The 25440-nt window shown below is 36.4% G+C and carries 22 protein-coding genes; 21 read left to right on the top strand and 1 reads right to left on the bottom strand.

The window, feature by feature from the left end; genetic code table 11:
• The first annotated feature begins 166 nt into the window (after window positions 1-166).
• Together FCS21_RS05405 and FCS21_RS05400 are read left to right on the top strand one after the other, a co-directional pair.
• Window positions 167-2437 (top strand): UvrD-helicase domain-containing protein, encoded by a 2271-nt coding sequence (locus FCS21_RS05405; RefSeq protein WP_138621201.1) that lies wholly within the window; start codon window positions 167-169, stop codon window positions 2435-2437.
• Window positions 2427-2984 (top strand): DUF6942 family protein, encoded by a 558-nt coding sequence (locus FCS21_RS05400; protein ID WP_138621199.1) that lies wholly within the window; start codon window positions 2427-2429, stop codon window positions 2982-2984. The genes FCS21_RS05405 and FCS21_RS05400 overlap by 11 nt, the downstream gene beginning before the upstream one ends.
• A 477-nt stretch (window positions 2985-3461) precedes the next feature.
• On the opposite strand, the gene FCS21_RS05395 is transcribed toward FCS21_RS05400, so the two are convergent.
• Window positions 3462-3914 carry an REP-associated tyrosine transposase gene (locus FCS21_RS05395; RefSeq protein WP_138621197.1) on the bottom strand — a complete coding sequence of 151 codons (453 nt, stop codon included), beginning with the start codon at window positions 3912-3914 and terminating at the stop codon, window positions 3462-3464.
• A 719-nt stretch (window positions 3915-4633) separates the two neighbouring features.
• Between FCS21_RS05395 and FCS21_RS05390 the strand changes: the two genes are divergently transcribed.
• From FCS21_RS05390 to FCS21_RS05300, 19 genes are all read left to right on the top strand, one after another.
• On the top strand, window positions 4634-5656 hold the full coding sequence (locus tag FCS21_RS05390) for a Wzz/FepE/Etk N-terminal domain-containing protein (RefSeq protein ID WP_138621196.1): 1023 nt from the start codon (window positions 4634-4636) through the stop codon (window positions 5654-5656).
• Window positions 5657-6233: 577 nt separating this feature from the next.
• The gene (locus FCS21_RS05385; RefSeq protein WP_138621194.1) at window positions 6234-7700 is read left to right on the top strand and encodes an MBL fold metallo-hydrolase RNA specificity domain-containing protein; all 1467 of its coding nucleotides are present in this window, start codon (window positions 6234-6236) and stop codon (window positions 7698-7700) included.
• A 464-nt stretch (window positions 7701-8164) separates the two neighbouring features.
• A complete protein-coding gene (rfbB, locus tag FCS21_RS05380) occupies window positions 8165-9211 on the top strand; it encodes a dTDP-glucose 4,6-dehydratase (RefSeq protein ID WP_138621192.1) in 1047 nt (348 codons plus the stop codon).
• A 1-nt stretch (window position 9212) separates the two neighbouring features.
• On the top strand, window positions 9213-10079 hold the full coding sequence (rfbA, locus tag FCS21_RS05375) for a glucose-1-phosphate thymidylyltransferase RfbA (RefSeq protein WP_138621190.1): 867 nt from the start codon (window positions 9213-9215) through the stop codon (window positions 10077-10079).
• An 11-nt stretch (window positions 10080-10090) separates the two neighbouring features.
• Entirely contained in the window at window positions 10091-11182 is a 1092-nt protein-coding gene (locus tag FCS21_RS05370) for a DegT/DnrJ/EryC1/StrS family aminotransferase (protein ID WP_138621188.1), read from the top strand.
• Window positions 11179-11736: an acyltransferase gene (locus FCS21_RS05365; RefSeq protein WP_138621186.1), complete on the top strand. Its 558-nt coding sequence runs from the start codon at window positions 11179-11181 to the stop codon at window positions 11734-11736. The genes FCS21_RS05370 and FCS21_RS05365 overlap by 4 nt, the downstream gene beginning before the upstream one ends.
• Window positions 11714-13255 (top strand): lipopolysaccharide biosynthesis protein, encoded by a 1542-nt coding sequence (locus FCS21_RS05360; protein WP_246047034.1) that lies wholly within the window; start codon window positions 11714-11716, stop codon window positions 13253-13255. The genes FCS21_RS05365 and FCS21_RS05360 overlap by 23 nt, the downstream gene beginning before the upstream one ends.
• A gap of 320 nt (window positions 13256-13575) precedes the next feature.
• Entirely contained in the window at window positions 13576-14670 is a 1095-nt protein-coding gene (locus FCS21_RS05355; protein ID WP_171035638.1) for a glycosyltransferase, read from the top strand.
• A gap of 52 nt (window positions 14671-14722) precedes the next feature.
• Window positions 14723-15922 (top strand): O-antigen polymerase, encoded by a 1200-nt coding sequence (locus FCS21_RS05350; RefSeq protein ID WP_246047055.1) that lies wholly within the window; start codon window positions 14723-14725, stop codon window positions 15920-15922.
• On the top strand, window positions 15888-16796 hold the full coding sequence (locus FCS21_RS05345; protein WP_138621178.1) for a hypothetical protein: 909 nt from the start codon (window positions 15888-15890) through the stop codon (window positions 16794-16796). Before FCS21_RS05350 ends, FCS21_RS05345 begins: the two co-directional genes overlap by 35 nt.
• Window positions 16793-17935, top strand: a complete 1143-nt coding sequence (locus FCS21_RS05340) for a glycosyltransferase (protein WP_138621176.1) — start codon at window positions 16793-16795, stop codon at window positions 17933-17935. Before FCS21_RS05345 ends, FCS21_RS05340 begins: the two co-directional genes overlap by 4 nt.
• Before the next feature lie 8 nt (window positions 17936-17943).
• Window positions 17944-18981 carry a polysaccharide biosynthesis protein gene (locus tag FCS21_RS05335; protein WP_138621174.1) on the top strand — a complete coding sequence of 346 codons (1038 nt, stop codon included), beginning with the start codon at window positions 17944-17946 and terminating at the stop codon, window positions 18979-18981.
• Window positions 18982-20088: a UDP-2-acetamido-2,6-beta-L-arabino-hexul-4-ose reductase gene (wbjC, locus tag FCS21_RS05330; RefSeq protein WP_138621172.1), complete on the top strand. Its 1107-nt coding sequence runs from the start codon at window positions 18982-18984 to the stop codon at window positions 20086-20088. It abuts the gene before it with no gap.
• A gap of 2 nt (window positions 20089-20090) precedes the next feature.
• Window positions 20091-21221, top strand: a complete 1131-nt coding sequence (wecB, locus tag FCS21_RS05325; protein WP_138621171.1) for a non-hydrolyzing UDP-N-acetylglucosamine 2-epimerase — start codon at window positions 20091-20093, stop codon at window positions 21219-21221.
• 52 nt (window positions 21222-21273) lie between these two features.
• Complete coding sequence (locus FCS21_RS05320; RefSeq protein WP_138621169.1) at window positions 21274-22485, top strand: glycosyltransferase family 4 protein; 1212 nt, start codon at window positions 21274-21276, stop codon at window positions 22483-22485.
• On the top strand, window positions 22482-23078 hold the full coding sequence (locus FCS21_RS05315; RefSeq protein ID WP_138621166.1) for a sugar transferase: 597 nt from the start codon (window positions 22482-22484) through the stop codon (window positions 23076-23078). The genes FCS21_RS05320 and FCS21_RS05315 overlap by 4 nt, the downstream gene beginning before the upstream one ends.
• Before the next feature lies 1 nt (window position 23079).
• The gene (locus FCS21_RS05310) at window positions 23080-23739 is read left to right on the top strand and encodes an acetyltransferase (RefSeq protein ID WP_138621164.1); all 660 of its coding nucleotides are present in this window, start codon (window positions 23080-23082) and stop codon (window positions 23737-23739) included.
• Window positions 23740-23744: 5 nt separating this feature from the next.
• Entirely contained in the window at window positions 23745-24167 is a 423-nt protein-coding gene (locus FCS21_RS05305; RefSeq protein ID WP_138621162.1) for a MaoC family dehydratase, read from the top strand.
• A gap of 8 nt (window positions 24168-24175) precedes the next feature.
• On the top strand, window positions 24176-25351 hold the full coding sequence (locus FCS21_RS05300) for a DegT/DnrJ/EryC1/StrS family aminotransferase (RefSeq protein WP_138621159.1): 1176 nt from the start codon (window positions 24176-24178) through the stop codon (window positions 25349-25351).
• Window positions 25352-25440: the final 89 nt, after the last annotated feature.

The raw sequence follows: 25440 nt of genomic DNA, 5'->3' as shown, positions 1-25440 counted from the left end.
TAGTAAAACCAATACCTTAGCTTTTAATTACTACCTTAGTACTATCAACGCTTTATTGTTTTATTACACGATTCATTGTGACCTAAGCATTGCGCTAATGCTAGAATAGCCCTACTGATTATCTCTTCCTTATTTTTTCTTTGGTATGCTCGGATTTGTATTGTAAATGAAAGCTATTGCGTCAAGTTTTTTTGGTAGACTCTTTGGTGCTGCTACTGTTATCAAGGTGAATAACGTAGGTATCAGTATTGATTTAGACAGAGGTTCAGACCAACGTTTGAATATTATTCAATGGACAGCTCTTATTGAGCCACCACGTTTTTCTCTGGGTTTTTTAGGGCAAATTATTGCTTTTAAAACCGCGGATAACGAGTACTGCTTTTCTATGCTCGCCTATAACACGCCACGTCAACAACAAGGTGATTGCGAGCGTTTTTGGGTCGAAGCTAATATTGAACGCGTTAATAAGCTATTAACGACTATAAACAAAATAACGACTCATCGTTATTTACGACAATCAACTATTGAACAAATTCAGCGAGCGGTAAAGCCTGAATGTAAACGCTGGTTTTCTTGGCTTAATGCAAAAAAGCTAAGTCGGCTGAATCGGCTAAGCCAGTTAAGCGAACTCGGACTAAGTCTTACTGAAAAGCTGCAGCTTTTGTCGACTTATCAGCAATGGAGTGAGCAGGGCATAGCAGAGTGTCGAGAGCGCTATATTAATCAGCAATTACAAACCTATAAAACATTTTTTGATCAGGTGGAATCTAACCCGTTAACGCTGAATCAACGCAGAGCTTGTATTATCGATAATGATAATAACTTGTTACTTGCTGGCGCGGGCACCGGTAAAACCAGTGTGATGGTCGGGCGAGCAGGTTATTTACTTAATAGCTCACAGGCGCAAAGTCATGAAATATTACTGCTAGCGTATGGGCGACAAGCCGCCGAAGAAATGGATGAGCGCATAAAAAACAAGCTGTCTACTCCTAAGGTTAAGGCGAGCACTTTTCACAGCTTAGGGCTCAATATTATTGCCCAAGTGGAAGGTAAACAACCCAAGTTATCGATATTTGCTCAGAATGAGCAAGCAAAGATACAATGGATTGTCACTTATTTTGAAAAGCTCATTACTGAACAAGCCACTTATCGTGCGCTTATTGTTGAGTATTTTTCGCTTGCTCATCAAAGTAACCCGATTTATAACGGCGATACGCTTGAGCAAAGCGAATTTGATTTTAAAAGTAATCAAGTCAAGGCTCTAGGTAAAAAACTTGCTAACTTGGTTGGACTTTATAAAGCGGCTTGTGCGGGGAGTAACTCAGCCAATAGCTTAGCGAGCACCGTTAATAATAACGGCATCACAGCACAAATTATTGCTAACTCAACAGACGCAACACAAAACTCAAAAGTGTTAGCATTATCTTTTGCACTACTTAACCCCATTTTAATCGCTTACCAACATCAGTTAACCGCTCACGATGAAATTGATTTTGAAGACATGATTAATAACGCACTAACTTATGTGCAAACAGGCCAATTTCAGTCACCGTGGCGTTATATTATGGTGGATGAATTTCAAGATATATCAGCGCCACGGGCGCGTTTAGTTAAGGCGTTACGCGATAATAACCAAGACTGCTCGGTATTTGCTGTAGGTGACGACTGGCAGGCTATTTATCGTTTTAGTGGTGCAGATATTAACTTAACCACAAACTTTGCCGACTACTTTGGCGCAACCACGCAATCGGTATTAGATGTAACCTTTCGCTTTAACAACCATATTGGTCAAGTTGCCACCGATTTTATTAGTAAAAACCCAGCACAAATTAAAAAAACAATTCACTCGCTAAAGCAGGTCAACGAACCCGCTGTTTCATTGCTTAATAGAAGTCATGGCCCATTGCAAGCATCAAAAAAAATGATGGTTGCTGAAATGGCCAATGGCGCTATTGATGAAGTGTTAACCGCTATTTCAGTCAAGGTCGCTAAAGAGGAAACTAAGCCCGTTACGGTTTATTTACTGGCGCGTTTTTGGTTTTTATTACCCGATAACACAGCGCTGAAAACATTAAATAATCAATACCCAGCATTAACTATTTCTTGTCAGTCTTTTCATGCTTCAAAAGGTAAAGAAGCCGATTATGTGATTGTTATAGGGTTAAAAAAAGGTGCTTATGGCTTTCCAGCAGAAAAAACTGCACCAGTACCGTTAGAGACACTAACAGAAGTATTACTGGCACCAAAAGAAACCTTTGCCCATGCAGAAGAGCGCCGACTGTTTTATGTTGCCCTCACCAGAGCCAAAGACAAAGTGTATATTATTGCCGATATGAACGCAGCGAGTCCGTTCGTTAACGAACTGGTCGATGAACATAGTACCGGAAATAGTATCGAGTTTAACGAACTTGAAAGGATAGTAATTGATGGCAATTAGCAACGCAAAGGCAGGACTCGGCTTAGGAGACAGCAATTTTACTTTTGCCGTGTATATCGCCAATAAACCGACTATGCTCGAATACCAACTTTTAGCTGAGGTAAGAGCATTAGTTACCGGTGAAATTAATATGATTAACCAAGCGTGTGGCAATGGCTGGCGCAAAGTCTTTAATGTTTATGCCAAGTTACTGTATTGTTTAGATAAAAAACATTATGACTTTGCGACTTATGCAGCTACCTGGCAAGAATATCGAGATAAATATTTGTTACAAGCGCAAAGCAAAACCGCTTTATTGTTTTCAGCGCCGACACTCTTACCTGATAGAGAAGTCGTGCATATTATTTGTGGTAAAGGTCATGCCAAAGCGCTAATCAATAGCGGTGAACTGGTTGCAAATGTAGAGTGGTTAGATGATGAATTTGCTATCGACCACCACAATAAATTGATCGTCTGCCCATATTTTGATTATCGCCAACTGAGCAATATAAAAATACAACGCTTAGCGGATTTATTACAAAACTTAAAAACGGAATTTAAAAAATAATAAAAATTACACTACCGAGTACATTGACAGCAAAAGCCACAACCTACGCTCTTTTGTAGGTCGGCCTTTAGGCCGTCACGGTAATACGTTTTTTTAATGATTGTTGATAGCTATTTGACGGGGTAAATCCCGACCTACATTGACAGCAAAACTACCAGCTAAGCAGCTTTTGTAGGTCGGCCTTTAGGCCGTCAAGCTAATCATATTGTTGATGTTTTTTGACGGGGTAAACCCCGAGCTACATTTACAGCAAAACTACCAGCTAAGCAGCTTTTGTCGGTCGGCCTTTAGGCCGTCAAGCTAATCATATTGTTGATTTTTTTGACGGGGTAAACCCCGACCTACAGAAAGCAGTCCTATCGTAGCTAAATCCCGACCTACATTGACACCGAAACCATCAGCTAAGCAGCTTTTGTAGGTCGGCCTTTAGGCCGTCACGGTAATATCTCTTATGCAGCTAAACTTGAAGTTTATTAATTATAAATATATTGAATTCCAAAAAGGATAATCTCCAATATGGTTAACCAATTTTTTTCTCAAAGGATTGGCAATAATATATCTCGCTATATTTTTTCTATCATCTTCAATGCGCAAAGCACGATCATAAAATGAAGGTTGCCATAGTTTATTATCCCCATTTAACTTTTTAGTAATAATAAAACTACTTGCGCCTCTTAATGCACCAACAACTTGAGATAATCCGGGATCGTTAACATTTAAACGCAATAAACCATGAAAATGATCGGGCATTAAAACCCAGGTGAGCCAAGTACACTGATATTTAGTTTCATGCACCGATATATATTGACAAAACAAACAGGCCAAATCGAAATTATTAAAGTATGGCCGCTTATTATAACTATTAAAAGTAATGAAGTACTCACCTTGTGCTTGTGAAATTCGACCTTTTCTTAACTCGCTCCATGACATAACTAGATCCTTTAAATTGTAAGTTCTGCCGTTTGCTCACTACCTAAGTTTAATATAGCTATTATTACCAATAAAGCTATTTGACGGGGTAAACCCCGACCTACATTTACAGCAAAACTACCAGCTAAGCAGCTTTTGTAGGTCGGCCTTTAGGCCGTCAAGCTAATTATATTGTTGATTTTTTTGACGGGGTAAACCCCGACCTACATTGACAGCAAAACTACCAGCTACGCTCTTTTGTAGGTCGGCCTTTAGGCCGTCACGGTAATTATATTGCTGATGTTTTTTTGACGGGGTAAACCCCGACCTACAGAAACCAGTCCTATCGTACCTAAACCCCGACCTACAGAAAGTAGTCCTATTGCAGCTAAACCCCGAGCTACATTTACAGCAAAACTACCAGCTAAGCAGCTTTTGTAGGTCGGCCTTTAGGCCGTCAAGCTAATCATATTGTTGATTTTTTTGACGGGGTAAACCCCGACCTACAGAAACCAGTCCTATCGTATCTAAACCCCGACCTACAGAAAGCAGTCCTATTGTAGCTAAACCCAGACCTACGCGACAATTATCCCTTGCGCTTTAACTGATGTTTATCTTATTAAACGCACCAAACGACTTGCCCCTTTCACTTTGTCAATATTATTCGTATAATGCCGAAAATTTTATTGTTGTTTGTTCAGTTAATACAATCAACAAAGGCCAATTGGATATGGTGAAAAGTGTCAAAATCAGTAGATACCTTAAATAAGAGCTCTCAAGCAACACCCAATGATGTCAATGCGCAATTGTTACAACAACAATTACTTCAGCAACAACTACTGTTACAAAATAGCCAAAATCAAGATGATGAAATAGACCTAGCTGAACTGTGGCATGCTATCTGGTCAGGCAAACTAATAATCATCGCCATTAGTGCTATTTTTGCCATCTCTTCAATTGTTTACGCTATAAAACAACCTAACATTTATAAAGCAACTACCTTATTAGCTCCGGCAAGTGAGCAAGGCGGAGCTGGTGGTTTAGGTAAAATGGCGGGACAATTTGGTGGCTTAGCTAGCCTTGCAGGCATTAATTTAGGCGGTGGCGGCACTGACAAAACCGGTTTAGCACTGCAAGTGTTAAAGTCACGGGTTTTTCTTGAAAACTTCATCAGCAAACATCAATTACTGGTGCCCCTAATGGCCGCCAAAGGTTGGGATATTACAACCAATACCTTAATAATTAACGATGAAATGTACAATGCAGAAACTAAAGCCTGGGTAAGAGAAGTTCAAGCCCCCAAAAAACCTGAACCTTCAATGTGGCAAGCTTATAAAGCCTTTTTAGCTGTTTTATCGGTAACAACCGACAAAGAAAATGGCATGATCACCTTGGCTATTGAACATTATTCACCAGAAATTGCCATACAATGGTTAACCTGGTTAGTTAACGACATTAATATCACTATGCGCGAGCAAGATAAATTTGAAGCGCAAAGCAGTATTAACTACTTAACCAACAAGTTAAATGAAATTCAACTAGCTGATATGCAAACAATATTTTACCAACTAATTGAAGAGCAAACTAAAACAATTATGTTGGCAGAAGTATCAAAAGAATATGTACTAAAAACCATTGACCCAGCTAACGCGCCAGAAGAAAAAGCCAAACCCAAACGCGCCTTAATAGTAGTACTAGGCACCATGCTTGGCGGTATATTGTCAGTACTTATTGTACTTATCCGTTACTTCTCTAAAAAATAAATACAGCTCCGGAGATCCAGTTTTAACATCACTGGGTTTTGCATAGTATTCCCGTGTAGGTCGGCCTTTAGGCCGTCAAGCTAATCATATTGCTGATGTTTTTGACGGGGATAAATCCCGACCTACAATTTCTGACGGGGTAAACCCCGACCTACACGCCAACAACCTAGGCTCTTTTGTAGGTCGGCCTTTAGGCCGTCAAGCTAATCAGGTTGCTGATGTTTTTGACGGGATAAATCCCGACCTACAAAGTGCCATTATCACTGAAGATTGCGTGAACCTTCTTGTGTAGGTCGGCCTTTAGGCCGTCAAGCTAACCCTATTGCTGATATTTTTGACGGGGTAAACCCCGACCTACACGCCAACAACCATTACCTACGCTCTTTTGTAGGTCGGCCTTTAGGCCGTCAAACTACCTTTTAAATAATTTTCTCTGTGCGCGCGAAGCGCCTCGGTGTCCTCGGTGTTGATAATTATTTTTACCTTTTTTTAAAACATCCCCCAAAAGTCTTTTACCGAGCATTACCGCGAAAATTAACTATTATAATACTATTAACACCAACACAAAGGACTGGCTATGCGCATTCAACATCACGGAGCAGTAAATGGCGTAACAGGCTCATGCCACCAACTTCATATCGACAACCATAACTCAGTGCTAATAGACTGTGGTCTGTTTCAAGGCACAGAAAAAGACCACACCAACAATGATGATATTGAAGCAAACCTAGCCATAGACTTTGATATCAGCACAGTAAAAGCGCTAATTGTTACCCATTGTCATATAGACCACGTCGGTCGTATTCCTTATCTACTTGCCGCTGGATTCAAAGGCCCTATTTACGCCACCATAGCAACCGCGGCATTACTACCATTGGTGATTGAAGATGCACTTAAAGTCGGCGTAACCCGTAATCAATCTATTATTCAAGCCTGTTTGAAATTATTGAATAACCAACTTGTTGGCGTTGAATATAAAAAATGGCAACCGGTAAACTCATTAAGCACCCAGTTAAGCTCTCAGGTCAAAACAAAAAGCACAGCCAAAATAAAATTTCAAGTAGCAGGGCATATCTTAGGATCGGCCTATGTAGAAATTGAACTAACCACACCAACAGCAAATAACACTAAAACCAAAAAACATCGAGTGGTATTTTCTGGCGATTTAGGTGCGCCTTACGCACCATTATTACCCGCGCCTAAAAGCCCATATCGTGCCGATACCCTAGTAATAGAATCTACTTATGGTGATAAAAATCATCAAAGCAGAAAATCACGCACTAAAAACTTGAAAAATATTATAGAAAAAGCGGTAAAAGACAATGGTGTAGTACTTATCCCTGCCTTTAGTATTGGCCGCACGCAAGAGCTGCTTTACGAATTAGAAAACATAATCCATCATCAAAAAAAACAACATAAAAACAGCTTTTGGCAAAATATTGACATTATTGTTGACTCACCCATGGCCGCTAAATTTACCGAGCAATACAATAACTTTAAAGAACTGTGGGATAACGAAGCTAAAAAAACACTTAGCGCTGGTCGCCACCCATTAAGCTTTGAACAACTTTACACGGTAAACTCTCATCAAGAGCATATACAAACAGTTGACTACCTAGCCCAAAGAAACAAACCGGCAATAGTTATCGCCGCCAGTGGCATGTGTAGCGGCGGCCGCATAGTCAATTACCTAAAACAATTTTTACCTGACCAAACAGCAGATATTTTATTTGTTGGCTATCAAGCGCAAGGTACGCTCGGGCGAGATATTCAAAAATACGCGCCAAAACATAATCTAGCAAAGAGCAAAGCTGGCGGTTATGTTTATATTGACGGTAAAAAAATTACCATTGCAGCCACCGCCCACATCATTAGTGGCTACTCAGCCCATGCTGACCAACAAGGGTTAATTAACTTTGTTAAACGCATGCGTATTAAACCAACACATATTTTAATTGTGCACGGTGATGAAGCAGCTAAAGCCATATTAAAAAAGCAATACCAGCAATTATTACCTAATGCGTTAATCGAGATAGGGTTGTGAAAATTAAGCACTAATAAAAATAATAAATCTTGCTGCAATAATTTATAAATACACGTATAATCTCGCTCGTCGTAAAATGGAAAATAATTATTAAATAAGGGACAAGCTAATTAATTAGTAAAATAGCTATTTCAAACTATATTTTATTGATTTTAAAAGCCTTTACTAAAGGCAATTAAGCGAGGTTATTGGAACACAACTATGTATATTCTAGCTACAGGCATCACCGCATTCTTCTTCGCATTACTTGCAATAAAACTTTTCACCCCAGTAGCCATAGAAATAAGGTTACAAGCCTTCAAATTAAATAATTATATTTTATAAGTCGGATGCTTAATAAAAGATTCTATTTATCTCTCTGAAACGAAGACTTAAATACTTTGAAATTCATGTTTATGCTATCGCATATTAATGTAAGCAATGAATTTTGTGAAAAATTTTAATAATAACGTAAGGTTTATCCAATGAAAATATTAGTCACAGGTGGCGCAGGCTTTATCGGATCTGCTGTTATTCGCCATATTATCCAAAATACATCAGATTCTGTAATTAATGTAGATAAACTTACTTATGCGGGTAATTTAGAGTCATTAGTAGAAGTAGAAGGTAATGAACGTTATAACTTTGAACAAGTTGATATTTGCAACCGAGCTGAGTTAGACCGTGTATTATCGAAATATAAACCTGATGTAATTATGCACTTAGCAGCAGAGTCACACGTTGACCGCTCAATAGATGGCCCAGGTGAGTTTATTCAAACCAATATCGTAGGTACTTATACGTTATTAGAAGCAAGCCGTAAATATTGGTTAACATTAAACGAACAGGAAAAGTCAGCATTTCGTTTTCATCATATTTCCACTGACGAAGTTTATGGCGATTTAGATGGCCCTGAAGATTTATTTACAGAAGATACTTCTTATGCACCAAGTAGCCCTTATTCTGCATCTAAAGCATCAAGTGATCATTTGGTTAGAGCTTGGCAAAGAACCTATGGCTTACCAACAGTAATTACTAATTGTTCGAATAATTACGGCCCTTACCATTTCCCTGAAAAATTAATACCCTTAATGATATTAAATGCATTAGACGGTAAGGCATTACCTATTTATGGTGATGGTCAACAAATACGTGATTGGTTGTATGTTGAAGATCATGCTAGAGCATTATATTTAGTTGCTACCAAAGGAAAAGTTGGTGAAACATATAATATTGGTGGTCATAACGAAAAAGCAAATATTGATGTTGTTAAAGCTATTTGTGAAATTTTAAATGAATTAGTTCCACAACAAGCAGACTACAAAGAACAAATTATTTTTGTTAAAGACAGACCAGGGCATGATATGCGCTACGCCATTGATGCAGATAAAATTGAAAAAGAGTTGAACTGGGTTCCCGTGGAAACCTTTGAAACTGGACTAAGAAAGACAGTCGAATGGTATTTAGCAAATAGTGAGTGGTGTAAACGAGTGCAAGATGGCTCATATCAACGTGAACGTTTAGGTGGATAATATGAAAGGCATTGTACTCGCAGGTGGCTCAGGAACTCGACTTTACCCAATAACGAAAGGCGTATCTAAGCAGCTATTACCTATTTATGATAAACCTATGATTTTTTACCCAATATCAGTACTTATGCTTGCAGGTATCCAAGATATATTAATCATATCGACGCCTGATGATATTAGCGGTTACCAACGCTTATTAGGTGATGGAACTCAGTTTGGTATAAACATTAGCTACGAAGTTCAACCAACTCCTGATGGCTTAGCGCAAGCATTTATAATTGGTGAAGAATTTATTGGTGATGATAATGTTTGTTTAGTGTTAGGTGATAATGTTTTCTATGGGCAAGGATTTTCTCCAAAGCTTATTAACGCCTCTAAAAAACGAAAAGGTGCAACAGTTTTTGGTTATCAAGTAAAAGACCCTGAGCGATTTGGTGTTGTTGAATTTGATGAAAATATGAAAGCATTATCTATTGAAGAGAAACCAAAAAATCCAAAATCAAATTATGCCGTAACAGGATTATATTTTTACGATAACAAGGTGGTTGAAATTGCAAAATCAATCAAGCCCTCTGAACGTGGTGAACTGGAGATAACCTGCATTAATAACGCCTATCTCGAAAAAGGTGAGCTAGGTGTAGAAATGCTCGGGCGTGGCTTTGCTTGGTTAGATACAGGTACACATGAGTCATTGCTTGAAGCTGGGCAGTTTGTACAAACAATAGAGCATCGACAAGGCTTTAAAATAGCTTGTTTAGAAGAGATCGCGTTTAATAATGGTTGGTTGTCGGCGCCTGAATTAAAAGAGCTTGCCAAACCTATGATGAAAAATAGTTATGGGCAGTATTTAATCAGCTTGATAACTGAATAGTAGGAAATAAAGTGACAATTAATTTAAATCAGCCTATTAAGCCTAATTTGGACAAATTGACTCAATACTTAGCACAAGTTAATGAGAGTGGTTGGTATACAAATTTTGGCCCGCTACATCAACAGTTAACAAAACGCTTAGAGGTATACTTAGGCGTAGAAAATTTATTGCTAGTATCTAATGGTACACTGGCGTTACAAATCGCCTATAAAGCACTGAATGTAAAAAGTGCATTAACAACACCTTTTAGCTTTGTTGCTACAGCGAGTTCATTGATATGGCAAAATATCGAAACCTCTTTTAGTGATATCGATAAACAAACTTATAATTTATGCCCACAAAAAGCACAACAAGCTTTGGATGCAAATTTAGATATTGATACCATTGTCGCAACGCACGTATATGGTAATCCTTGTGATGTAGAGAAATTTGATGACTTAGCTGGAAAAAATAAAATAAATATTATTTATGATGCAGCTCATGCTTTTGGCGTCAATATCGGTGATAAATCTGTTCTCAGTTTTGGTGATGCTAGTACGCTAAGTTTTCATGCTACTAAAGTATTTCATACCGTTGAAGGTGGGGCTATTGTTTTTAAGCATAAAGCTGATTTTGAGCGAGCTAAGCGACTGATCAACTTTGGAATAGATGAAAAAGGCAATATTACTGAAGCGGGTATTAATGCAAAACTTAATGAATATCAGTGTGCTGTTGGCTTAACAATACTGGATGATGTTGAGGCTATAATAGAACATAGAAGTAACTTGTTTAGTGCTTACAGAGAGGGATTAAAATGTATTGTTGAAATGCCTAAATGGCATGATGGGGCTAACTTTAACGGCGCTTATATGCCAATTAATTTAAAGAGCATAGAGGAACGAGTTTTAGTTGAAAGCACCTTGAAAAACAATGAAATACAATGTCGGCAGTATTTCTCTCCTTCATTGGATATGGTGTTCAAGGAGCAAAAAGTGTTATCAAGCAATAATAGCCAAGAGTTATCACAAACTATTTTATGCTTACCGTTGCATTTTTATATGGTGATTGATGATATTGATCTTATTGTGAAATTAATATGTGAATCGCTAGGTAGTTTTAAATGAGTTTTTACACAATAGAAGAGTTAGAAAAATTAGGGTTTAACAAGCTCGGTGATAATGTGTCAATTTCAAAAAAAGCGAGTATTTATGGCCATGGAAGAATATCTATCGGCAACAATACTAGAATTGATGATTTTGTAGTGCTCTCTGCTGGAGAGGGAGGGATCGAAATAGGCGAGAATGTTCATATAGCAATTTATTCTTCGTTAATCGGTTCCGGAAAAATACAGCTAAGTAATTTCTCTAATATATCATCAAGAGTTTCTATCTATTCAAGTAATGATGATTACTCTGGTGGTGCAATGACAAATCCAACAATTCCACCTTGTTACACAAATGTAAGCCATCAAGATGTGTATATTGGTAAACATGTCATTATTGGTTGTGGTTGTGTTGTGTTACCTGGAGTTCAGGTAAAAGATGGTGTCGCAGTTGGAGCATTAAGTCTTGTTAATACTGACTGCAAAGAGTGGTCCATCTACGTAGGTAACCCAATAAAAAAAATAAAAGAACGTAAAAAAGACTTATTGAAACTTGAAGTTAAATATAAAGAGTAATGCCAGAGTGCTTAAGCAAAATATCATCGCAAATTATGTTAGCCAAATATACGTTACTGTAATAAGTATTATTTTATTACCTCTTTATATTAAATATATGGGAAGTGAAGCTTATGGCTTAGTAGGATTTTTTGCCTTACTGCAGGCGTGGTTTTCAGTCTTGGACATGGGGTTGACCCCGACTATAAGTAGAGAAGCCGCACGTTATAATGGGGGGGCTAGTACACCACTAAGGTTTAATCAATTATATCGTGCTTTATTAGTAATTTTTGCTGGAGTCGCGTTAATTGGTGGAACGGTGCTTTTTTTACTATCAGAGTTAATAGCAACACACTGGTTGAATCTAACTGAATTACTTGTTGGAGATGTAATTGTAGCCGTTCAAATTATGGCTGTGTGCGTCGCTCTTCGTTGGATAACCGGCTTATACCGTGGTGTAATCACAGGGTTTGAAAAGTTGGTGTGGCTGAGCAGTTTTACTGCAGCCATTGCTAGTTTAAGGTTTATTGGTGTATTTCTTAGTATGTGGTACTTCGGTTTTACACCATTTGTGTTTTTTATGCATCAACTTGTTATTGCACTTATCGAAGTGGTTGTTTTGAACGCTAAAGCCAGGTGTTTTATCCCGAAGGTTAATGGTCCAACCAATATTGGCTGGTCAATTAAGCCAATAAAGTCAATTTTTAAGTTTTCATTAACGATCGCATTGACTGCATCAATTTGGGTACTCGTGACACAAACAGATAAATTAATATTATCTGGAATTTTATCTTTAGATAGTTATAGTTACTTTACTCTGGCTGTGTTACTTGCTAACGGTATTTTAGTTTTAGGAGGGCCTATTAGTGTCGCGGTCATGCCAAGAATGGCAAGTTTGTACGCTGAAGGAAAACACAGTGACATGATTGAGGTTTATAAAGACTCTTCGCAGTTAGTTGCGGTTATTGCAGGAACTGTTTCCTTAACATTAATTGCAACTGCAAGGCCTTTTTTGCTAGCTTGGACTGGCGACCCCCTTTTAGTTGAAGAGGCTGCACCAGTACTTCAACTGTACGCAGCTGGTAACTTACTTCTAAGTTTTTCATCGTTTGCCTACTACCTTCAATACGCTAAAGGAAATTTACGTTATCATTTGATTGGTAATGTTGGGTTAGTTGCCATATTAATTCCTTGTGTTACTTTTGCAGCAAATTATTTTGGTGGGGTTGGGGCTGGTTATGTATGGCTTGTTATGAATGTTTTTTACTTATTTATATGGGTTGCTTACATACACTCAAAAATAGAATCCGGGTTACATGTGAAATGGTTAATAAACGACTGTCTTAAGGTCATATTGCCAGTATCAATTTTTGCCTGTATTTTTTATTTTGCAAATCTATATTTTTTAAATGATAATAGGCTCTATTCCCTAGTATTTGTAGGGTTTGTCTTTGTTTTTCTATTTGTTATTTCAATCATTTCATCTCAAAAAATAAGGTTGTTCTTATCCCAAAAAGTAGGTTTGAAACGAGTAAAATAGGCCTTTAGTTAAAATTATTCAGTACATCTTATTCTATAGTTGAATGATTTAGGCCAAATTATTGCAAAAATCAATGTTAATAATTACTATAAAGTTAAATCTAAGGCTATAGACTTATAATTATTCGTAATGCTCAATGTATTGGTAAATTGGAATGTAGAGTTGTAGGTATGAGTAGTATGTTAAATATGAATAATAAAAAAAATGTGATCTTTCTGGGGTTCCACACATCTCCAACTATAAGAGAGAAACTAAATAAAGTAGACAGTTACCCAAGTACCCAAACATATAATTATCATTCGAAAATATCTAGATGCCTAATGAAGCACCATAATGTAAAGTTTTTATCCTCTTATCCAATATCTGATTTTCCTCTATGTTCAATATTATTTTCACCTGCTCATAAAGAAACTATCTATGATGAAGGTAATGTGGTGGAAAATATATATATGCCATTTGTTAATAAATCGATATTGAAAATTATTACTCGATTTCTATTTTCAATGTACTACTTGCTTATTGAATGCTTTTTTAGAAAAAAAAAGGTGGACTATTTGATCGTGTATTCTGTCCATTTTCCATTTTTATTATCTTCTTATTTGATTTCGAAGTTGACTCGTGTGAAGTTGGTTTCAGTATGGACAGACCCTCCTGCAGAAGGCAGTAATATCGACTCTTTCTTCAAAAGAAAATTAAGATGGCTTGAGTTTTTGATATCCAAATTTTTGATGTCCAAATTTAATCGTTCTATTGTAATATCTGAATTATTGGCGAAAGATTTCAATCCGAATAGCCCTTGTTTAGTCGTCGATTCAATTTTTGAAAATGAAAATGAAAATGAAAATGAAAATGAAAATGAAAATGAAAATGAAAATGAAAATGAAAAGTTAGTATTTACGTATACGGGCACAATAAATAGAAAATACGGCTTAGATATTATGATAAATGCATTTGCGATTTTACCTGAAAGTTTAACATTACATATTTATGGCTCGGGATGTGATTCAGAGTATTTAATAGAAAGGTCAAATGCTATTAAGAACATTTCATATCATGGGTTAGCACCTTTATATGCTATCTCCAGCATACAAAAAAAATCTGATTTCTTGCTTAATATTCGAGACAATAGTCAAAGCTTTGTAAAATATTCTTACCCTTCCAAATTAACTGAATATCTAGCATCAGGAACACCAATAATATCTAGTCGGTTGAGAGGGATACCCGATGACCATTTTCAAGTGATGATACCATTCGCTTCAAATGACCCCTTTGAACTAGCAAAATTAATTTTAAAATGTAGCTCTTTTTCAAGTGAAGAAAAGGCTGTGATAAAACATAAAACCATGGAGTTTATTTACTCTCGAAATAGTAAAGCTCAGGCTGAAAATATTTTTAATTTTTTAAAAAGAGAGTAGTTAAGTGATAGAGTTTCTTCTTGCAATATTGTGCGTTTTATCACTAACGGTTATGTTTCTTGTACCACGAAAGAATCCGTTGTTTTTGTATAATTTGTGGTGGTTTCTCTGGTTGTTATTAGGCTACATAAATATTTTAAACCTTTATGTCGTGTCTTTATCTGTATATTTGTATATAACACTCTCTATTGTCGTGATGAATTTTACATATTTAACGATGGCGTCTAGTAAAGTTAGAATTACAAAATTGGGCAACTTACGAAGTCCAAAGAAACTACGCCTATGTGCTCGTATTTTTTTATATGCATTCTTAGTTATTACGATATTACTTATAATTAGGATGATGTTTTTAATCGGTTTCGATTTAGGTGACTATTGGAAAGCAAGATTTTATTATTTTGGATTGGAAGTTCCAGGAAGCGGTGTTGTTATATCGTTATTTCCCTCTTCGATTTTTGCTGGTCTATATCACATTTTAACTTCAGGTTTATTATTTTGTTTTATTTTAGCATTGGGCTTGAAGCATAAAGCGCTACTATATTTTACTTTTTTTAATGTGCTTATCTGGTGTGTACTTACAACGGGAAGAGATTTGATTTTCTTTCTTCTGATTTATATGATTTTTGCTTTTAAAGATAGGACATTATCCAAAAATAAAAATGTTATCATTTTGGTTGCATTTAGTATTGTACTTATTTCATTATTCAGGAGTGATGGTATCGAAATGGTATTCTATGCTTTGATTTCATACTTCACTGGCTCCATCGTGTATTTTGACCAATTACTACTAAGTGGCGAACCAGATACCTTCCAGTTCGGCGCAGTCACTTTTAGCCAAGTTATGCCATTTGTGTATCATATATTGGGTGTTATTATTGAAGATGCAGGCTCTAGGCCATTTATTGAACTAGGTGGAGTATTATCTGAGTTTGTGAGGATTTCGGATGGTTCACCGTTCTTTGATTATTTTAATGCTCTCCCTACATGGTTCTTTTTTTTCTATGTTGATTTTGGGTTTTGGGGGGTGGTTGTTTACCCATCAATTATTGCGGTTTTATTGGCCACTTTATATAATTCATTTGATTCTAATATCTCTGAACATTTAGCTTTAATGTCATTTGTTGAAGCCTCTTTATTATGGTCAATTTTCAAACCTCAACTTCTTGACCCTCAATATTTAACAATCATATTTATATTTATTTTTATAATGGTGAAAAATGAACGCTCCAATTCTAATAACAGTATACGATAGACTCGAATCACTTAATAAATGCATAAAATCTATCATTAGGTGCCCGGAATCGCTATCTTCCACTTTATATATCGCTTCAGATGCTCCATATAAGCCAGAAGATACAGAGAAAGTTTCTATGATTCGAGATTATATTCGAAGTATTAAAGGCTTCCAGAAAGTCGTACTCCTCGACTCAAAAGTGAATATAGGCTCATATAATAACCTGCATAGTAATATGAAATATATTTTAAATATTCATGATAACGTTATCTTTATAGAGGATGATAATGTTGTAAATGATAATTTCTTGTCATTTATGAATGGTTCCTTAGCTGCATATAAGAATGATGGAAAAATAAAGTTTGTGTGTTCGTATTTATTTCCTGACTGTGCGCCCAAAAGTAAACATGATATATTTTTGTGGAGTGGTTTTTCTCCTTGGGGTTTTGCGACCTGGAGAGAGTCGTGGAAAGAAATTAACTTTGATAATGACTCTTTATATGAGAAAAATCATTCCATAAAAAATGCATTAAAACTCTGGTTTATTGATCCGAGTTCGTTAGGCGTATTAATGGAAGACATCCAAGGGAAGGTGAAAGCAACTGATGTTAGAATTTGTTATAATCTTATCCTATTATCAGGTTATAGTGTTTTCCCCAAGCGTTGTGTAAGTGTGAATCGTGGGCATGATGGTAATGGGGAGCATAAGAGTAATAATGATATATACATCAAACAGAAGCTTTCTGCTATAAACCCAATCATCCAGAGTAATTTAACGGTGGAAAAGAGAATTGCTATATATATGTTCTTTCATCGATTGAATTTAAAAAACATTTATCACCTTATAAAGTTTTTAATTATTGATGTTAAAGCAAGAGTATTAGCCCGATGATGATTATTCCCCATTTTTCCAACACAGGAGGCGCAGGAAAATATATAGAGTTTTTTGTGTCGCGTATACAAGCTGGTGAGGAAAAAAGTATAGTTTCGTTCGGGAAATACGCTAAAGATTATATTAACTACACAGTTCAAGGTACTGAATCTATTCCTAGAATTATGTTTTTTATGATGTCTCTTTTGATAGTCCCTCACTATCGTGGTGTAAGCTTAAATATAAAATTGATGTATATATTTCGAGCGACTCTATGTGCTTTATTACTATTCTTATTTATTCCACTATTTCGTTCATACTTTAAGTGTTTTGTGAAAAAGTTACCAAAAAACATTATATTTACATCTAGCATTCAAGTCTATGCAGGAATATTTACGAAACTTATACTCCCTACAACAAGTATTACATTACTCGTACAAGAAAATTTTATTTTATCAAATTCAATTTTTGGGCGCTTGACGCTTTGGTCCTTAAATCAATTTTCTTATATTGTATCTATAACTGATGATTGGACTTTGTATGCAAAAAAATCAGGAGTCCTCGTATCAAAGCTGTCCACCATTAAGAATAAATATAAAGTAATGAGCGAAGAGGAGGGGTTAAATTCGGAGCAATATGACCTCCTGTATTTAGGTGGAGGACAAAAAATAAAGGGTTTTGATTTTCTTTGCAATGAATTTAAGTACATGAAAGGATTAGAACTTAAAATATGTTTCCTAGGCAGTTTTACAAAACAAGACATTCAAAAAATCACTAATATTACTAGTGGAAATCTAGGTTTATCTATTGACATAATTGGACAGGTTGAGGATGTTTCGTCGTATATTCAAGCATCAAAATTGATTGTACTTCCTATAATAGAACCTCATTTTTGCAGGCCAGCAGTGGAAGCCGGTCTATTAAATAAAACATTTGTTATTTCAAAACTACCTGGTTTATCAGACTTTGTGAACGCAGAATTTAACTGTATGAGTTTTGAGCTTAGAGAAGGGTGTTTAGCAGAAAAAATAAAGTTCTTAATAGGTAATAAAAATAGAAGAAATGAATTAGCCAATAATAACCATGAATTTTGTAAAAAAATGAATAAAGAAACACATGAAGAATTAATTTTTTTTACAAATATACAACATTTAAAATAGGGTAAATAATGTTTAAAAATAAAAACCTACTAATAACTGGCGGAACGGGCTCTTTTGGTAATGCCGTTCTTCGCCGGTTTCTTACGAGTGACATAAAAGAAGTTCGCATTTTCTCTCGTGATGAAAAAAAGCAAGATGATATGCGCAAAGCATTTAATAATGAAAAATTAAAATTTTACATTGGTGATGTTCGAGATCCACAAAGTATCTCAACGGCTATGCGTGGTGTTGATTACGTATTCCATGCGGCCGCATTAAAGCAAGTACCTTCTTGTGAGTTTTATCCGTTAGAAGCTGTTAAAACCAATGTTTTAGGTACTGAAAACGTTTTAGAGTCTGCAATTTTCCATAATGTAAGCCGTGTAGTTTGTTTAAGTACAGATAAAGCGGTATATCCCATTAATGCAATGGGTATTTCTAAAGCTATGATGGAAAAAGTCATTGTTGCTAAAAGCCGTAATTTGGAAGGAACTAACACTGTTATCTCTGGTACACGTTACGGTAACGTTATGGCTTCACGTGGTTCAGTTATCCCCTTATTTATTCGTCAAATTATTGAAGATACGCCACTGACTTTGACCGATCCGTCAATGACTCGCTTTATGATGACGTTAGATGATGCTGTTGATTTGGTGCTTCATGCTTTTGAACATGGCTCTAACGGTGATATTTTTGTACAAAAAGCTCCCGCTGCAACGATTGAAGTGATGACGCAGGCCATTCTTGAAATAATTGGCAAACCTGACCATAAAGTGAATGTGATTGGTACCCGTCATGGTGAAAAACTGTTTGAAGCGTTATGTAGTCGTGAAGAGATGTTTGTCGCCCAAGATCAAGGTGACTATTACCGTATTCCTGCAGATAACCGTGATTTAAATTATGCGCAGTATACAGAGAAAGGTGATAAAGATTTGTCTGCAATTGAAGACTATAACTCACATAATACTGAACGTTTAGATGTTGAAGGCATGAAAACGCTTTTACGCAAGCTTGATTTCATGTGTGAGATTGAAGCGGGTAACCTGATTGTTCCTGAAGGTGTATAAATGAATATTTTAGTAACAGGCGCTGAAGGTTTTATTGGTAAGAATTTATGTGTTTTTTTGCAAGAAGCTGGATTTGATAAGCTTGAAAAAATAACGCGAAATGATGATGATGCTAGCATTGCTAGAAAAGTAAAATCCGCTGATTTTATATACCATCTTGCGGGTGTAAATCGACCTATAAATGATGATGAGTTTAAGAAAGGTAATACGCACTTAACCCAGAAAATTATAGATACACTTGTTGAAAATGACCGTAAAACACCTGTTTTATTGACTTCATCTATTCAAGCTAAGAGTGATAATCCTTATGGCGTTAGTAAAGCTGGAGCAGAGCATGCTGTAGCAAATTATCAGCAAAAAACAGGTGCGGTAACTTATATTTATCGTCTCCCAAATGTGTTTGGAAAATGGTGCCGCCCAAATTATAATTCTGCAGTTGCTACTTTTTGTCATAACACTATGAATGGCTTACCTATCAATATTCATGATAAAGACGCTGCGCTTAACCTTGTTTATATTGATGATGTTTGTAATGAATTCGTAGGTTTGTTGACTACTCAAAATAGTATTGAACAATTAAATAGTGTTAAACCTGTTTATCAAACAACCGTTGGTGAAGTGGCTTCATTGCTTAAAGAGTTTAAAGCAAGCCGTGAAAGCATGATTTCGGCAGAGGTAGGAGCAGGTTTTGTTCGTGCTCTTTATTCAACCTATATTAGTTACTTAGTACCTGAGCAGTTTTCATACTCAGTGACTCGCCATAGTGATGAACGTGGAACTTTTGTTGAGATGTTAAAAACCAAAGATTCTGGTCAGTTTTCATTTTTTACTGCCCACCCAGGCATTACACGTGGTGGTCACTATCATCATACTAAAACAGAGAAATTTTTAGTTATTAATGGCAAAGCCTCATTTAAATTTAGACATATTTCGACTGGTGAGTTTTATGAGTTAATTGTTGATGGTGAGGAGTCGCGTATTGTTGAAACAGCACCAGGTTGGTCACACGATATTACTAATATAGGTGAAAATGAATTGGTAGTTATGTTGTGGGCAAATGAAATATTTGATCGTGAGAAACCAGATACGATTAACTTTAAGGTTTAAGAATGAAAAAATTACATGTAGTAAGTATTGTTGGTACCCGTCCTGAAATTATTCGTTTATCTCGTGTTTTGGCGAAATTAGATGAACATTGTGAGCATACTATTGTACATACAGGGCAAAATTATGATTATGAACTTAACCAAATATTTTTTGACGATTTAGGTGTTCGTAAGCCAGATTATTTCTTAAATGCTGCTGGTAAGAACGCTTCGGAAACAATCGGTCAGATTATAATCGCAGTTGATGGTGTATTAGAAAAAGAACAGCCGGAAGCGTTACTTGTACTAGGTGATACTAACAGTTGTTTAGCTGCTATTCCGGCTAAAAGACGTAAGATACCAATATTCCATATGGAAGCTGGAAATCGCTGTTTTGATATGCGTGTACCTGAAGAGATTAATCGTCGTATTGTGGACCATACTGCAGATATTAACTTAACTTATAGTGATATAGCTCGTGAATACTTACTCGCTGAGGGGTTACCAGCTGATCGCATAATTAAAACCGGTAGTCCTATGTGTGAAGTACTTGCTCATTATGCCGATGTGATTGAAGCCTCTGATGTTTTAACTCGCTTAGATTTAACTTCAGGCAAGTATTTTGTTGTTAGTGCACACCGTGAAGAAAATGTGGATTCAGATGTTAACTTAAATAAGTTAGCCTTAACACTAAATACGGTTGCTGAAACTTACGGAGAACCCGTTATTGTTTCTACTCATCCACGCACGCAAAACCGTATAGATGCTCAAGGTATTCAGTTTCATCCATTAGTTCGATTATTAAGACCTTTAGGCTTTAGAGATTACGTTAAACTTCAAAAAGAAGCCAGAGCGGTACTGTCTGATAGTGGCACTATTAATGAAGAGTCATCAATCTTAAACTTTCCAGCCTTAAACCTTCGCGAAGCACATGAGCGACCTGAAGGAATGGAAGAAGCTTCTGTTATGATGGTTGGATTAGAACCGATACGTGTGATGCAAGCTTTACAAGTGCTTGAAACACAACGTCGTGGTGAAGAGAGAACTTTACGTCAAGTGGCTGATTACTCTATGCCAAATGTATCGGATAAGGTTGTGCGCATTATTCATTCTTACACTGATTATGTGAACCGCGTGGTTTGGAAAAAATATTAAATAGCATAAGGTGTTTATTTAAATATAGACACCATCGCTTAATGGATGAGCAGTGAAAATTCTTATTGTTACACAGTGGTTTGATCCTGAACCAACTTTTAAAGGTTTACTTTTTGCAAAAGAGCTAATTAAGGCAGGCCATCAAGTTGAGGTTATAACTGGTTTTCCAAATTACCCCGGTGGTAAGGTATATGCCGGATATAAAATTAAATTTCATAGTAAAGAGGAGATAGATAGCGTCATTATTCATCGTGTCCCTCTTTACCCAGCACATGATAACTCAGCAATAAAGCGTATTACTAACTATATTTCTTTTGCAGCATCATCGTTTTTTTGTGGGTTGTTTTCAGTAATTAAGCCGGATGTTATTTATAGTTATCATCCTCCATTGACGACGGCTTTATCTGCGACATTAATATCTCTCTTTAGACGCGCACCATTGGTTGTTGATATACAGGATCTTTGGCCTGATACGCTAGCTGCTACAGGTATGTTAAACAACAAGAAAGCACTTTCTCTTGTTGAGTTTTTTTGTCAGATTGTGTATAAAAGAGCGTCTAAAGTTGTTGTTTTATCTCCTGGATTTAAAAAGCGATTACTTGAGAGAGGAGTACCAGAAGCCAAGCTTGAGTTGATTTATAATTGGTGCGATGAAGAAACCTTAGAAGGGGGAGTTGAAAGTACTTTGCGCTTGCCTAAAAATGGTCGATTGAATTTACTCTTTGCTGGTAACTTAGGTAATGCTCAAGGCTTACCCGCAATAGTCAACGCAGCTAAAATACTTCAAAGAAAACAGGTAAATGTTAATGTTGTCTTTTTAGGTGCCGGAATTGCTAAAGATAAAGCTGTACAGCAAGTTGATGAGCTAGCTTTAGATAATGTATATTTTCTTCCAAGAGTTCCGATGCAAGAAGTTGGGGATCTTTTAAATAAGGCGGATATGCTTTTAGTACATTTAACTGATGACGAACTGTTCTCTATTACAATCCCGTCTCGTACTCAGGCATACTTGAGAATGGGGAGACCCATTGTTATGGGGGTAAATGGGGATGCTGCAGATTTGATTATACAAGCAGAAGCGGGTGTAACTTGTAAGGCTAACCATTCAACTTCAATTGCTGATGCAATCATTACGCTTGTGAATAAAAGCGCTGAGGAACGAAAATTAATAGGAGATAATGCACTGAATTTTTATCAACGAGAGTTATCTGTCGCTGTAGGTGTTAAAAAATTTATTTCTGTATTTGAAGAGATTAAATCATGAAACGTCTATTTGACTTCATAGTTGCTCTTAGTGCCTTATTAGCACTATTACCTGTGATTTTAATTGTTTCTATATTGGTTAGAATAAAACTAGGTTCTCCTATTTTATTTACTCAAGCACGCCCAGGTTTACATTGCAAAGTATTTTACATGATGAAGTTTCGTACCATGTTAGATGCGACAGATAAGCAAGGTAACCAACTACCTGATGACAAACGTATGACACCTTTTGGTTCATTTTTACGTTCAATCAGTTTAGATGAATTACCTGGTTTATTTAATGTATTAAAAGGTGATATGAGTTTGGTAGGGCCACGGCCGTTGCTTGTACAATATTTACCTTTATATAGCAAAGAACAAGCTCGTAGGCATAATGTTCGCCCAGGTATTACCGGGTGGGCACAAGTTAATGGCCGTAATGCCATTAGCTGGGAGAAAAAATTTACTTATGATGTGTGGTATGTAGATAATCAAAGTTTTTGGTTAGATTTTAAAATATTATTATTAACCGTTAAAAAAGTATTTGTTCGTGAAGGAATAAGTGCCGACGGTGAAGTAACAATGAGCGCGTTTACTGGCTCTAAAAAGGAATAACATGATTGAATGTATATATGCTGTCTTTGGTGCTAGTGGTTTTGGTCGTGAGGTTATGCCATTACTTAGAGCCCAAATAAATAGTAAAGACATAAAAAATTTATATTTTGTTGATGATTCACCAACAACTGAAGAAGTTAATGGTTTAAAGGTATTGTCGTTTGATGAATTTGTTGATCTGGAGGCAAAAAAAAAATATATTTCTATAGCTATAGCAGACTCTAGTATTCGAATAAAGTTAACAGAGCGTTGTATAAATGTAGGCATAAATATTTTAGATATAAAAGCTGATAATTCTGTAATTATGGATGACGTTAGTATCGGTGAAGGAAGTATCATTTCTCCTTTTTGCACTTTAACCTCAAATATAAAAATAGGTGTAGGTTTTCATGCCAATATTTATAGTTATGTTGCTCATGATTGTAATATTGGTGATTATGTAACCTTTGCTCCAAGTGTTAAGTGTAACGGTAATATTCGAATTGAAAATTATGCATATATAGGTACTGGAGCTATTCTCAAGCAGGGGACACCCGATAAACCTTTAGTTATTGGAGAAGGTGCTGTAGTAGGTATGGGCGCTGTAGTAACAAAAAGTGTCGCAGCAGGTGATGTTGTTTTTGGAAACCCCGCAAAATCCTTTAAACGAAAGAACAGGTAAAATGTATGCAGTTAAGTACAGGAATTATCCCCATTGAACTGATTGAAATTGGTATGTCAGTTAGTTACTCTCAAACAATAACTGATGCAGATGTAAAATCCTTTGCTGGTTTATCAGGTGATCATAATCCCGTACATGTTAGCGATGAGTATGCTGAGAATTCAAGATATAAAAAGCGTATTGCTCATGGTTTTATCTCAGCTAGTTTTTTTTCGGCCTTATTCGGTACAAAACTACCAGGGCCAGGATGTGTCTACGCTAGCCAGAGTTTAAAGTTTAAACGACCTGTTTATTTAGGTGATACAGTTACAGCTACTGCTGAAGTTACAGCAATAGACCTAAAAAAAAGAAGAGTATTTTTTTCTACTGTCTGTACGGTTAAAAATAAAGCCGTTATCACAGGTGAAGCTGAATTGTTTGTACCATAGGAATTAACATGCTTAATACCCCATTTTCTCCATGGCCTAGCTTTACACAAGAAGAAGCTGATGCCGTACAAAGCGTTTTATTATCTAATAAAGTTAACTATTGGACTGGTCAAGAAGGTCGTGAATTTGAAAAAGAATTTGCTACCTGGGCTGATAGTAACTATGCCGTTGCCTTAGGTAATGGTACGCTTGCCCTTGATATTGCTTTAAAAGTCATGAGCATAGGTGCAGGTGATGAAGTTATTACCACGCCACGTACATTTTTAGCTTCTGCTTCTAGTATTGTTACCGCAGGCGCTAAACCTGTATTTGCTGATGTTGATTTAAATAGTCAAAACATTACCGCAGAAAGTATTGCTGAAGTATTAACTGAAAACACTAAAGCCGTTATTGTTGTTCATTTAGCCGGCATGCCAGCTGAAATGGATGCCATTATGGCGCTCAGTGAAAAACATGGTTTTTATGTAATTGAAGATTGCGCCCAAGCACATGGCGCTAAATATAAAGGCCGTTCGGTAGGTAGTATTGGTCATGTGGGTGCGTGGAGTTTTTGCCAAGACAAAATTATGACCACAGGTGGTGAAGGCGGCATGGTCACTACTAATAATGAAACTTTATGGAAAACTATGTGGGCATATAAAGACCATGGCAAGTCATGGGATGCGATTTATAACCGTGAGCACCCACCAGGTTTTAGATGGTTACATGAAAGCTTTGGTACCAATTGGCGCTTAACTGAGATGCAAGCCGCTATTGGCCGTATTCAAATTAAACGCATGGCTGATTGGACGGCAAAACGTCAAGCAAATGCACTGCAATTAGATTTAGCCGCTAAAGCGTTTGACTTAATTCGGTTGGTGGAAGTACCAGCACACAGCGAACACGCCGAATATAAACACTACATGTTTATTAAATCTGAGTTTTTAGCTGACGGTTGGGATCGCGACCGTATTGTGAATGAAATAGTCGCTAAAGGCGTACCGTGCTTTCAAGGTAGCTGCTCTGAAGTGTATTTAGAAAAAGCCTTTGATAACAACGACTTTAGGCCTGAACAGCGTTTACCGAATGCCGTAGAACTAGGTGAAACCAGTTTAATGTTTTTAGTGCACCCAACATTAACAGAAAAAGAGATAGCTACTACGTGTAGTACAATTTATAAAGTATTCAAATTAGCTAGTAAATAAACTTTGAATAAAACGGTATAAATAATATTGCTTGTGTATAATATTCAGCAATATTTCTCATCCATATTCTTATAGTTTATCAAAATTAT

Origin of the sequence: Colwellia ponticola (assembly GCF_005885605.1) — a bacterium.
GTDB classification, from domain to species: Bacteria; Pseudomonadota; Gammaproteobacteria; order Enterobacterales; family Alteromonadaceae; genus Colwellia; species Colwellia ponticola.
Note: the sequence above shows the minus strand (reverse complement) of the source record. Positions and strands in the feature narration are given on the sequence as shown.